The organism is Ignavibacteria bacterium (assembly GCA_016873775.1).
Lineage (GTDB): Bacteria > Bacteroidota > Ignavibacteria > UBA10030 > F1-140-MAGs086 > JAGXRH01.
The window spans coordinates 34,264-46,171 of the sequence record VGWC01000012.1 but is presented as its reverse complement, the minus strand read 5'-3'; the positions used below and the strand labels follow the sequence as shown (position 1 = coordinate 46,171).

Below are 11,908 nucleotides of genomic sequence, written 5' to 3'. Positions count from 1 at the left end.
GTTGCTTACAACGATACTTCAAGGAGATTGTTTAGAAATCTGTTTCAACTTCCTAGCAAATAACTGTTGCTTACAACCTATTTTCTCTATATCCAATACAGTCTGGAAGTTCCACACGTTTTCATCAAGAAAAATGCTCACAAAATGTTATTTGTTTGGAATTGATGAGTAGAATTTCTTCTCTCACACTTCGGATGACACAACTGTTTACAAACGCTTGTGTGAATGTCATATCGGCGACAATCTGAAACCACCCGTGCCGCTATCCTGATTTTTAAGGATAGAAAATTTATTATTTAAAAAATTTTGCGCGGTTAATATAGCAAATCAAGAACGAGTTTCTTTATGAAGTTTGAAATATTCACATTCTTCTTTTTTTGCTACAAATTTTTTGCTCCGTGCTATGTTCAGCGCAGCATTGTAATCTGCGTTTACTTTTTCGTCAAAGTTTTTGCATACGGGATTTTTACAAATAAAATTTGCTTGTGTTTCGCGTTGTCCGATTTCGTAATGTCCGCACAGAGCGCACGTTTGGCTTGTATGGTACGGGTCAATAAATACAACGTCCATTCCTTTTCTTCCCGCTTTGTCTTTGAGTAATGTTTGCAATTCAAAATACGACCAGTTGCGCAACACAAAATCTCCTTTACGCGATTTTCCGTTTTCGTCTTTGCCATATCCTTCGAGAAGTTCCATTGTAATTACTCCGGCATTATACTTTTCTGCAAACTCGACAATGCGTTTTGCTACGGTGTGATTATACGTTCGCACAAAATGCCGTTCTTTTTCTCCCAAAGCATCAAGTGCTTTCAACTTCCTTGTTCTTCCTTTTCCTCCCGAAGTAAGCACGAGCGATTTTTGTAACGCTTTTCTTCGTCGTTGCATTTGTTGCCGCACACGCACAAAATCATCTTTGTGTCCAATGGCGAGCCGCGCAAATCCTTCGGACAATGCGCAATACGCAGGAACGTTCAATCCTAAATCCACGCCGACGGAAAGTTCTTTGTTCAGGTTGTGTTCGCTTTTCGGAATATCAACAACGAGTAGCAAAAAAATTTTTCTGTCGTCAATCTGTATCGAAGAATCGCACAGTTTGTATTCTTTGGAAAAAATTTTTTCGAGAATTGCTCTATTGTTGCTTTTGTCGCGTCCAAAGCGAAGAACGAACGAAATGTTATTCAGCCAACGTAAGTAATATTCGTTTTCAAAAAATTCTAATCGTGGATGTTGTGCAAAACGAAACGGAATCGGCATTCCTTTTCTGTACGAACGAATAGAACGTTTCCCTTGCAAAACTTCTTTCTTCTCTTTTCCAATGACACTATAAATTTGATTGTTAAGACACGTTAAAATATCAGAGGGAATTTCAGGAAATTGTTTTGTAAGAATCTGGTATGTTGTGTTTTGTTTGCTTGTTTTGTAAAACTCGGAACGAACACGCGTTTGTGATTCTTTCTTTTGTTCTTTCAATATCTCAATTTCGTTTTGGAGAGATTGCTGTTCTTCATCGTTAGCTTTGCGAAGTTTAGAATATAGCAAGCGTATTTTTTTACTTACATCACCGATTTTTTCATCTTGCTGGATTATTCGCTCTTCATAAAAATCATTGAAGTATTGATTGTTCACAACAACGTTTGCCGCACGGAAGATTTCTTTATCAAGCATGCGAAGAAAATCCCAGGTTTCATTTCTCTTGGTTTTATCTTCTTCTGCAATCCACAATTCTATTTTTCGAGTAATTACCATATCACCTCACTACATTCCTCGAATCTCATATCTCGCATCGCAAATCCCAAATCTATTTTTTCGCAACCATCGCATTATACAACACCATCAATGCCGTTGAGCCAAAACCAATTCCCGATAAAATATACCACGCCATTGCAGGGTTGTGTGAACCTTGAATGTAATTTGCAACAAGCCAACCGGCAAGCGGTCCCGCAACAAACGAACCAATCGCAACAGGAAGAAATGCAAATCCCATATACGTTCCTACTTGTTCTTTCGGGGCGAGGTCGGCAACGTATTCGTAAAAGCGCGGCGCTTGTGTTGCTTCGCCGATTGCAAATAAAACCATCGCAGCAATTGCAAACGGAATAGTGGGCGCAAAGGCAAGCAGCAGCCACGAAAAACTTGCAATTGCAAAACCGAGCGTCATTCCGACAATCGGAGAAAGTCGTTTCGCAAATGCTGTAAGCGGAACGCTGAGCAAAATAATTGTCCATGCATCAACGGTTTCGAGAATTTCAAACTGCGGAAACTTTAAAATTTCCGTTACAAAAAACGGGAAGGAATAAAATATTTGCCAGAACATTATCCAGAAACCGGAAAAGATAACGAGGAACAAAATAAATTTTCCGTTCGTAAAAACCATTAACATATTTTTGAAAACTTCTCCGAGAGATGTTGTCGGTTTTTCATCAGTTGCTTTTGGCGGTTCTTTGAAAAACAAATACGTGCCGAGTAAATTAAGCGCAGAAACGAACGACGACATTACAAGAACAAATTCAATTCCTAAACTTTCCCGCACTTGAAGCGCAATAATTGGTCCTATTGCGCCGCCAATGTTCACAAGCATATAATAAATCGAATAACCGAGCGATTTGGAATCCGGCGTTGTAGTTTTCGCAACTGTACCGACAATACACGGTTTAATAAGCGAACCGCCAATCGCAGTGAGCAGTAAAACGAAAATAACGTATGGTGTTTTTCCCACCGCGTTTACAATACTTTGCCCATATTCCATTCCTGCTAACCCTATTGCAAAATATCCGACGCAAAATATTGCAAAACATGCCATTAAACTTTTGCGAAATCCATAGCGGTCAACAAACGTTCCTGCAACAATAGGAAGCGAATAAAGCACGCCGGAAAAAATTCCTGCAAGTGAAGCGGCAACTTGCGGACCTAAGCCGACTTTGTTAGCAAGATAAACGGTTAGAACAGCTTTCGAGCCGTAAAAAGCAAGACGTTCAAAAAGTTCCATTCCGTTGGCGACCCAAAACGTTGAATGAAATCCGTTGCGAAGTTGTTGTAAGTTCATATTGCTGTATATATTTTTTTGAAAAAAAGCGATGTGAAAATACAGAAAGGAATGTGAAGGAACAAGAGAAAATTCTTGTAGAACTTGAAATTTTTTTAAACTAAACGTTGTTATAGCATGAAAAAATAATATTTTTTCATTCCTTTCTGAAACTCCTATCATTCTTTATATTTAACGCACTTTTTCAAAATTTTATATCAGCAATCAGAAGTTTATCGTGCATCAATATCTCAATCGTAGTATCGCATTTTTCGTTTTTCTCATTTCCTTAGCGATGTATTCCATTACGCTTTCTCCCACCGTTATGTTTTGGGATGTCGGAGAATTTTGCGCCGCAGGATATTTGTTACAAGTTCCTCATCCTCCCGGCTCTCCGTTGTTTCTTCTTATATTACGCATTGCTTCAATGATTCCAACATCAGCAGACCTTGCTGTTCGTATGCACGCGGTTTCTGCATTTGCGAGCGCGATTTCGGTAATGCTTACGTATCTCTGTGCAGTAAAAATAATTTCGTTCTTTCGTGGAAAACCGGAAACGTGGCTCGATAAAGTTGTGGTATATTCTTCTTCCGCAATAGGGGCATTGGCGCTTGCGTTTTCGTTTTCATTCTGGTTTAATGCCGTAGAAGCGGAAGTGTACGGAACGGGAATGTTATTTGTTTCCGTAGTTTTCTGGTTAATGCTGCGTTGGTACGAACGAGCAGACGAGCCCCGCAACGAAAAATATTTGTTTCTCATCGCGTATGTTATCGGTTTATCCATCGGCGTTCATTTAGGCGCGTTGCTGATGTTATTTGGAGTAATTTTTATATACTTCTTTAGGAAAACCACCATTCCCGGAGATGATGAACGTGTCGGAAAAATTGCCGGATTTTTTGCTCTCGCAAGTCAAGGAGTAATGATTTTCCTTGGTGCAACGGAAGCCGCAGGATGGTTCTCGGTTGCACTTATGGTGTTGATGTTGTTTTTCCTTGCCTATCATATCACGCACACGAAATTGCTCCTTTTGCTTGGTTTTTCACTTGGAATTTTTATCGTCGTCTATTCAGTTATCATTCAGGGATTTCCAAAAATGTTGGGCGGCGATACTGCTGGCGCATTTGGAAAAGCGCTTCCGTTTCTCTTCATCATTCTTGCGATTTTCGGCGTTCTCTCTTCGCAGAAATCAAAAAATAAAATTCTCCATATTGCTTCCGTTTCCTTCTTACTCATCGTTATTGGATATTCCACGTATTCACTTGTCATCATTCGTGCTAATGTTCCCAATATGCCGATGAATGAAAATGACCCCAGCGATTTTTCTGGACTTGTTCGGTATATCAGCCGCGAACAATACGGCGACCAACCGAAACTTTCACCTCGCCGTTGGAGTCCCGAACCGCAGCATCAAGGAATTTACACAAACTATGAATCGGATAGAGATTTTATGTGGCGATATCAGATTGACCACATGTATAATCGTTATTTGCAATGGAATTTTATCGGGCGCGCGAATGATGTTCAAGATTCCGGCATTCGATGGGATATGACATTTGGCATTCCTATCTTTCTCGGTTTGTTCGGAATGTACTTTCATTTCCGAAAAGAGTGGAAAATGGCAACAACGTTATTTGCGCTGTTTTTAATAACAGGTGTTATTCTTGCTTTGTATCAAAACCAACAACAACCGCAACCGCGCGAACGTGATTATTTTTATACCAGCGCATTTATGGTGTTTGCATTATGGATTTCTGTTGCTCTTGTCGGAATTATTGATACGCTAACGACTATGCTGAAACGGGAATCGCTGAATCCATCAATCGCTATCGCCGCTATTGTTTTAGGATTTGTTACTGTTCCTGTCAATTTAGCGCGGATGAATTACCAGCAAAATAATCGTTCGGGAAATTTTGTGGCGTGGGACCATTCGTACAATATGTTGCAATCGTGCAAACCAAACGCAATCCTTTTCACCAACGGTGACAATGATACATTTCCGTTATGGTATTTGCAGGATGTCGAAGGCGTGCGAAGAGATGTGCGTATCGTCAATCTCAGTTTAGTCAATACCGATTGGTACATCAAACAATTGAAACATAACACTCCGCATGGCGCGCAAACCGTTCCGATTTCTTTCACCGACGAAGAAATAACGCAACTTCAGCCGATTCGTTGGGAAACGCGTGAAATGAGTATTCCGATTACAAAACAGGTGTTCGACAAATATCAAGAACTCGAAGGATTTCAATTACGTACAGAAGATTTAGCCCTTATCAATAGAGGAAAATTGACGTTCACGATGGAACCAACAATGGATGCGGGAGAAATAAAAGCCATTCGCATTCAAGATATTATGATTTACGAAATCATTCGCTCGAACAACTGGCAACGTCCTGTTCATTTTGCCGTTACCTGTTCTCCCGATAGCAAAATCGGACTTGATAATTATTTATGGTATCAAGGGTTAGGATGGGAATTGAAACCAATGAAAATTCCCAACGAAGACGAAGGAATAGATACGGAAATTTTATCAAAACAAATTATGAACGATATCCCAATGTCCAAGACACAACAATTCGGATATCTTTTCAGAAACTTAGATAATCCGAAAGTTATCTTCGACGAAAATGCGCGGAGAATGTTACAAAATTACCGCACAGCATTTCTTCGGCTTGCCATCGAATATTCGCAAACAAAAAACGATAACGTAAAAGCAAACGAAGTATTGGAACGAATGGAAAAAGTCATACCGCGCGCTGTTATACCGATGGATTGGCGAATTATGGGAGACGTGCGTTTATTCTTCCAACGCGTAGGAAATGCAAAACGCGCAGAAGAATACGCCAACGCGCTCGAGACCGAATGTCTTCGCTTGATTGACAACAACGAAGGCGAACTTACCGGATACTACAGTCCCTATAGATTTCTCCTCGATATTTACATCGAAAAAAGCGAATGGAAAAAAGCGCTCAACGTACTCAACGATTTGAAAACGAAACGACCAAACGACAAAGGAATAGATGCACAAATCCAATCTCTCGAAAAGCGTATCGCATCCGGCAATCAAAACGATTCGCTAAAATAATTCTCGCTTCTTCGTTGTTTGAACATTCTTATTTTAAACTGGCAAGATATCCGCAATCCGCTCGGCGGAGGAGCAGAAGTACATCTTCACGAAATATTTTCCCGTGTTGCAAAACGAAACCATCGCGTTACGCTATTTTGTTCTTCGTTTGAAAATGCGCCGCGCGAAGAAGTTATTGACGACATAACAATCATCCGACGCGGGAACAGAAATCTTTTCAACTTTGCTGTTCCCGTTTTTTACAAAAAAATATTCCAAAAAAAATTTGATGTTGTCGTTGACGACATTAACAAAATTCCGTTCTACACTCCACTCTTCGTGAAAGAACCGATTGTCGGAATCGTTCACCATCTTTTCGGGAACAGCATTTTTCTTGAAACTCATTTCCTCGCCGCATCCTACGTTTCCTTATCCGAAAAACTTCTTCTTCCAGTATATAACAATACTCCGATGATGGTTGTCTCTGAAAGCACGGCAAAGGAAATGGAACATCTCGGGTTTTCCCGCAGAAATTTTTCGTTTGCCTATAATTGCGTTGACCATTCAAAATTCAAACAAACCGGAATTGCAAAATTAAAAACCCCACGCATTGGATTCCTCGGACGATTAAAAAAATATAAAAGCATTGAACACGCCATTCGCGCATTTGCCATAGTAAAAAAAGAAATCCACGAAGCAGAATTTCTCATTGTCGGCGACGGCGATTACAAACCAGAACTGGAAAAAATTGTTCACGAACTGCAACTCGAAAACTCCGTGCATTTCAGTGGATTTGTTTCCGAAGAAAAAAAAGTAGAACTCCTGCAAACGATGCACCTCGTCGTTCAGCCATCGGCGAAAGAGGGATGGGGACTTACGGTTATCGAAGCGAATGCGTGCGGAACAGTATGCGTTGCAAGCAATGTGCAGGGACTTCGCGAATCCGTAATGGATAACGAAACAGGATTCCTATTCGATTATGGAAACATTAGGCAACTTGCTGAAAAAATTTTTCTCGTGTTAAAAAACGAGACCCTACGCTTGCGATTTGAAATGAACGCGCTTCAATGGGCAAAGAAATTTAACTGGGAACATTCCGCCGATGCCGTAATCGAAACGCTCGAATCTGCGATGAGTAGGAAAACATAAACCTTCAATGTTTTGAAAACCTTGAAGGTTTTTTTGTTTACTTTAGAATTGAAGCGAAAACTTCCTACTTTTTTTCCCTAAGATTTTTTTACAGAGGCAAAAAAATTATTCGTAAGCGGGGATTCCACAGAATTTTTTGGAAAAGGCGGCGGAACTGTAATGACAACAATTTCAGAAGAGGAACGATTGCGGGCATGGATTCGACATTTGAGAAATGTTATTGCAAACAATCCTGAAAAGGCTCTTGATGCATTTCGCGCATTGGAAGAACTTGTCGGAGTAGGAGGAGCGTATCAATAATATTTGGAAATTCCGTGGAAATTATTCAGTGAAATGGTGGACAAAACGGAATTTTGTCTTACGGTGAAACGAAGAAACTTTTGCTGATAAAGTAGGCGAAAGAGAAAAACCTACTTTACTAACAACAGGCAGGTTTCTTACAAAAAGCAAAAGAGTCAATCTAACGACTGACTCTATTGGTACAGAGGGAATTAAAATGTTATACTAATCCGCGTTTGGCGCAGATATTTCTTTTTTCTTTGCCGCTTTTTTAGGTGCAGCAAACTTTTGCTCTGTGCTGAAATCAACTAATTCAAGAATTGCAACTTCGGCAGCATCACCGTACCGCTGTCCAAGTTTGACGACACGTGTATATCCTCCCGCGCGATTGGCAACTTTCGGAGCAATGACATTAAACAGTTCGAGAACAACATCTCGATCTTTAATGAAACGGAAAACCTCGCGACGAGCGTGAACGTTTTTTGATTCTGCAGTTTCGGTTGCAACAGCATTTTTCGCGCGAGTAATCATCGGTTCAACAAACATTCGCGCTTCTTTCGCTTTTGCAACGGTTGTCCGAATACGTTTACTCCGGAATAATGCGGTTGCGAGCGCGCATAATAACGCTTTGCGATGGCTCGAGGTTCGTTTTAGTTTCCTTCCGGATTTTCTATGACGCATACAATTCTTCGATAGGTATAAAAAAGAGTTCTACAATTATTCTTTTGTTTCGTGAAGATATTTTTCCACATCCATTCCAAAACTCAGTCCAAACCCAGTAACAATATCGGAAAGTTCGCTTAACGATTTTCTTCCGAAATTTCGGACGTTGAGCAATTCTCCTTCATCGCGCGAAACCAACTCGCCAATGGTTCTGATATTTGCCGCTTGCAAACAATTGCGCGACCGTACGGAGAGTAGTATTTCGTCAATAGGAGTCATGAGTATTTTTTTGACGCGAGTATGCTCGGAAAGTTCTTCGACAGTAACGGTCTCAGGTTCTTTTTCGCCGCTGAGAGCAATAAACAACTGAATATGGTCACGTAAAATTTTCCCTGCGGTTATTACTGATTCTTCCGGTGTAATAGAACCATCCGTTTCAATTTTGAGCAATAATTTTTCAAAGTCGGTTTGTTGTCCTACGCGTGTGGCTTCTATTGTATAATGCACATTTTTTATCGGTGTATAGATGGAATCCATCGTAATAGTGCCAACCGGAGCGTCGGGAATTTTTTGTTCATCTGACGAAACGTAACCTCGCCCGCGACCAATCGTAAGTTCTGCGAACAAATGCGCAGCGTTTGTTGTCAACGAAGCAATATGCAGTTCTGGATTGAGTATTTCTAAATCGGGATATAATTCTGCAATGTCGGCGGCTTTTACTTCGCGTTTGCCTTTGAAATTGAGTTCGATGCGGCTGAGTTTTTTGTCATTCAGTTTCATCCGCACTTGTTTGAAATTCAGGATCAATTCACTGATATCTTCAGCAACTCCGGGAAGAGTAGAAAATTCGTGTTGTATGCCTTCAATGCGAATGGATGTGAACGCTTGCCCGGGAAGCGATGAAAGGATGACTCGGCGAAATGCATTTCCTACCGTTACGCCAAAACCTTTTTCTAACGGTTGAAGGATAAATCTGCCAAACGTCGGAGACTTGACGCTTTCGTCTTCTTCGATTTTTGTTGGCATTTGAACTGAAATTGTTGCCATAAGAAAATGTTAGTTGTAAAAGAAAAACCCTATGTAATATTTCTACTTCGAATACAATTCAACGACAAGTTGTTCGTTTGCATTCAAAGGAACGTCTGCGCGTTGAGGATGATTGAGAAATGTTCCCCGCATCGCGCCTTTATCCAAATTGAGCCACGGCATCAATATATTTTCTTTCATCCGTTTCATTGATTCGTGGATAAATTCCATTTTTTTACTTTTATCCCGAACTTGAACTTCATCTCCCGGACGCAAGAGAATAGAGGGAATATCGGCTTTTTTGTTATTCAATAAAAAATGTCCGTGAACTATTAATTGTCGAGCCGCTTTCCGTGATGGAGCAAAACCTAAACGATAGACAACGTTATCAAATCGGCTTTCAAGAAGTTGAATAAGAGTTTCTCCTGTGCGTCCAGTTTTACGTTGGGCTTTGTCAAAATAGTTTTGAAACTGTCGTTCCAATATACCATAGAACGTACGAATCTTCTGTTTCTCTCGAAGTTGAACTCCATATTCAGAAACTTTTGCCCGCTTTCGTTCCAATGCATGTTGTCCCGGAGGAACTCCTCGACGGTCAACGGGACATTTTTCTGTAAAGCATCGTGTACCTTTTAAGAATAACTTTTGGTTCTCTCTGCGGCACAATCTGCAACAAGGGTCAGTATATCTTGCCATAAATGAATGTTGTCAAAAAAAAACTTATTTCAAATCGTTAGAAAAAAATTATACTCGTCTCTTTTTCGGCGGACGACAACCGTTGTGAGGCATTGGCGTAATATCCCGAATTTGCGTTATCTCCAAACCCGCAGTGAACATAGAACGAATCGCCGCTTCCCTTCCAGAACCTGGTCCTTTAACATACACTTCTACTTTCCGAAGCCCTGCATCGAATGCTTCTTTTGCGGCGGCTTCTGCAGAAACTTGCGCTGCATACGGTGTATTTTTCCGTGAACCTTTAAAGCCGTTTCTTCCCGCAGTGGACCAACTTACAACATTACCGTAAATATCCGTAATGGTTACGTGAACATTATTGAATGTGGCTTTAACAAAAACTTTGCCATTCACATCCGCAAGAGTTTTCTTTTTCTTTTTTGTTACCGTGGACATGTGTAGATACTATAAAACTTCAGATTAAAAATTATTTCTTCGCTAATGCTTTCTTTTTGCCAGCAACTGTTTTTCGCTTTCCTTTGCGTGTGCGGGAGTTCGTGCGTGTTCGTTGTCCGCGCACGGGTAATCCTTTGCGATGTCGTAATCCGCGATAGGTATTAATATCCATCAAACGCTTGATGCGCATCTGCGCTTCGCTGCGTAATGCTCCTTCAACCTTGTATTCACCGGTGATGATTTGACGAATTTTGGTTATCTGTTTATCATCCAGTTCGCCGATTTTTGTTGATTCCGGAACACCGGCGGCGGCAAGAATTTTCTTTGCGCTTGATGTGCTTATTCCATAGATATAGGTTAAACCGACTATCGAACGTTTATTTTTAGGTAAATCTACTCCTGCAATACGAGCCATTGTTTACTGTTGCTTATTAAAATGAAAAAATTATCCTTGACGTTGTTTGTGTTTGGGATTTTTACAAATGACACGCACAACTCCATTACGTCGAATGATTTTGCAATTTTCGCAAATTTTTTTTACAGATGAACGAACTTTCATAACGTTTATGTTTATTTATATCGGTAGATAATTCTTCCGCGTGTTAAATCGTACGGCGATAATTCTACTGTTACTTTATCGCCGACAAGGATTTTAATGTAATTCATTCGCATTTTTCCGGAAATATGTACGTGTACGATATGTCCATTTTCCAGTTCAACGTTGAATGAAGCATTGGGTAGTGTGTCTTTGATAACTCCATCCATTCGGATAGGACCTTGCTTTCCCATAACGCAATATTTTTTATAAAGTTAAAATATCTGGTTGCCCGTTTGTTATTGCAACCGTATGTTCAAAGTGCGCTGATGGCAATCCGTCTTCCGTCCGAACCGACCAACCATCGCCGTCAGTATAAACTTTAGGACTTCCACTGTTGACCATAGGTTCAATTGCTATCGTCATCCCTACATGCATTTTCGGACCTTCACCTTGTTTTCCAAAATTAGGAACCGGCGGGTCTTCGTGGAGCGTGCGACCGACTCCGTGTCCAACTAAATCCCGAACGACTGAATAACCATTGTTTTCTACATACTGTTGCACAGCAGAAGATATATCGTGAAGTTGTTTATACGCAATTGCTTTTTCTATTCCAACAAAGAGCGCTTCTTGCGTAATACGCATCAAACGTTCTTTCTCCGGAGAAATTGAACCTACTGCAAAAGTCCACGCACCATCAGCAACATATCCGTTTTTTATTACTCCGACATCAAGCGATACAATTTCTCCTTCCTGAAGTCTGCGATGCGAAGAAGGGATTCCGTGAACTACGACATCATCAACCGATGTGCAAATGCTTGCCGGGAATCTTCCTTTTCCACCCTTTGTATATCCTTTGAAAATCGGAATTCCACCTTCGGAAGAAATAAAATCGTCAGCAATGACATCCAATTCTTTTGTTGTAACTCCCGGTTTAATAAATCCTTCTAACAATCGCAACGCCGCAGAAACAATCCTTCCGCTTTCGCGCATTAATTCAATTTCGCGCTGTGTCTTGAGGATGATTTTCCCCATACACCCT

At 40.6% G+C, this 11,908-nt stretch carries 12 protein-coding genes; 2 read left to right on the top strand and 10 right to left on the bottom strand.

The annotated features are described in order from the left end of the window. Positions 1-327: 327 nt before the first annotated feature. On the bottom strand, positions 328-1,746 hold the full coding sequence (locus FJ218_03340) for an IS200/IS605 family element transposase accessory protein TnpB (protein MBM4165940.1): 1,419 nt from the start codon (positions 1,744-1,746) through the stop codon (positions 328-330). Positions 1,747-1,798: 52 nt separating this feature from the next. Next, positions 1,799-3,205, bottom strand: coding sequence for an MFS transporter (locus tag FJ218_03335; protein MBM4165939.1), 1,407 nt, complete (start codon positions 3,203-3,205; stop codon positions 1,799-1,801). A gap of 55 nt (positions 3,206-3,260) precedes the next feature. Here FJ218_03335 and FJ218_03330 point away from each other — a divergent pair, with 55 nt between their 5' ends. Together FJ218_03330 and FJ218_03325 are read left to right on the top strand one after the other, a co-directional pair. Continuing rightward, positions 3,261-6,107 (top strand): DUF2723 domain-containing protein, encoded by a 2,847-nt coding sequence (locus FJ218_03330; protein MBM4165938.1) that lies wholly within the window; start codon positions 3,261-3,263, stop codon positions 6,105-6,107. 18 nt (positions 6,108-6,125) lie between these two features. Continuing rightward, positions 6,126-7,235 (top strand): glycosyltransferase family 4 protein, encoded by a 1,110-nt coding sequence (locus FJ218_03325; protein MBM4165937.1) that lies wholly within the window; start codon positions 6,126-6,128, stop codon positions 7,233-7,235. Positions 7,236-7,739: 504 nt separating this feature from the next. Here FJ218_03325 and FJ218_03320 read toward each other — a convergent pair. Genes FJ218_03320 through map form a run of 8 tightly spaced genes read right to left on the bottom strand, consistent with a single transcriptional unit; the run spans position 7,740 to position 11,901 of the window. Then, a complete protein-coding gene (locus tag FJ218_03320) occupies positions 7,740-8,195 on the bottom strand; it encodes a 50S ribosomal protein L17 (protein ID MBM4165936.1) in 456 nt (151 codons plus the stop codon). A gap of 36 nt (positions 8,196-8,231) precedes the next feature. Next, positions 8,232-9,224, bottom strand: coding sequence for a DNA-directed RNA polymerase subunit alpha (locus FJ218_03315; GenBank protein MBM4165935.1), 993 nt, complete (start codon positions 9,222-9,224; stop codon positions 8,232-8,234). A gap of 42 nt (positions 9,225-9,266) precedes the next feature. Beyond that, positions 9,267-9,899: a 30S ribosomal protein S4 gene (gene rpsD / locus FJ218_03310; protein ID MBM4165934.1), complete on the bottom strand. Its 633-nt coding sequence runs from the start codon at positions 9,897-9,899 to the stop codon at positions 9,267-9,269. Positions 9,900-9,947: 48 nt separating this feature from the next. Then, entirely contained in the window at positions 9,948-10,331 is a 384-nt protein-coding gene (gene rpsK / locus FJ218_03305) for a 30S ribosomal protein S11 (protein MBM4165933.1), read from the bottom strand. Positions 10,332-10,362: 31 nt separating this feature from the next. Next, positions 10,363-10,746 (bottom strand): 30S ribosomal protein S13, encoded by a 384-nt coding sequence (gene rpsM, locus FJ218_03300; GenBank protein ID MBM4165932.1) that lies wholly within the window; start codon positions 10,744-10,746, stop codon positions 10,363-10,365. A 30-nt stretch (positions 10,747-10,776) separates the two neighbouring features. Beyond that, on the bottom strand, positions 10,777-10,890 hold the full coding sequence (gene rpmJ, locus FJ218_03295) for a 50S ribosomal protein L36 (GenBank protein MBM4165931.1): 114 nt from the start codon (positions 10,888-10,890) through the stop codon (positions 10,777-10,779). An 11-nt stretch (positions 10,891-10,901) separates the two neighbouring features. Next, positions 10,902-11,120, bottom strand: coding sequence for a translation initiation factor IF-1 (gene infA, locus FJ218_03290; protein MBM4165930.1), 219 nt, complete (start codon positions 11,118-11,120; stop codon positions 10,902-10,904). Positions 11,121-11,133: 13 nt separating this feature from the next. Continuing rightward, a complete protein-coding gene (gene map / locus FJ218_03285) occupies positions 11,134-11,901 on the bottom strand; it encodes a type I methionyl aminopeptidase (GenBank protein ID MBM4165929.1) in 768 nt (255 codons plus the stop codon). Positions 11,902-11,908 lie beyond the last annotated feature (7 nt).

What these genes read in the sequence shown, in the direction of transcription:
- FJ218_03340 (MBM4165940.1), bottom strand. Translation starts at nt 1,746, where the DNA reads ATGGTAATTACTCGAAAAATAGAATTGTGGATTGCAGAAGAAGATAAA.
- FJ218_03335 (MBM4165939.1), bottom strand. Translation starts at nt 3,205, where the DNA reads ATGATAGGAGTTTCAGAAAGGAATGAAAAAATATTATTTTTTCATGCT.
- FJ218_03320 (MBM4165936.1), bottom strand. Translation starts at nt 8,195, where the DNA reads ATGCGTCATAGAAAATCCGGAAGGAAACTAAAACGAACCTCGAGCCAT.
- FJ218_03315 (MBM4165935.1), bottom strand. Translation starts at nt 9,224, where the DNA reads ATGGCAACAATTTCAGTTCAAATGCCAACAAAAATCGAAGAAGACGAA.
- rpsD (MBM4165934.1), bottom strand. Translation starts at nt 9,899, where the DNA reads ATGGCAAGATATACTGACCCTTGTTGCAGATTGTGCCGCAGAGAGAAC.
- rpsK (MBM4165933.1), bottom strand. Translation starts at nt 10,331, where the DNA reads ATGTCCACGGTAACAAAAAAGAAAAAGAAAACTCTTGCGGATGTGAAT.
- rpsM (MBM4165932.1), bottom strand. Translation starts at nt 10,746, where the DNA reads ATGGCTCGTATTGCAGGAGTAGATTTACCTAAAAATAAACGTTCGATA.
- rpmJ (MBM4165931.1), bottom strand. Translation starts at nt 10,890, where the DNA reads ATGAAAGTTCGTTCATCTGTAAAAAAAATTTGCGAAAATTGCAAAATC.
- infA (MBM4165930.1), bottom strand. Translation starts at nt 11,120, where the DNA reads ATGGGAAAGCAAGGTCCTATCCGAATGGATGGAGTTATCAAAGACACA.
- map (MBM4165929.1), bottom strand. Translation starts at nt 11,901, where the DNA reads ATGGGGAAAATCATCCTCAAGACACAGCGCGAAATTGAATTAATGCGC.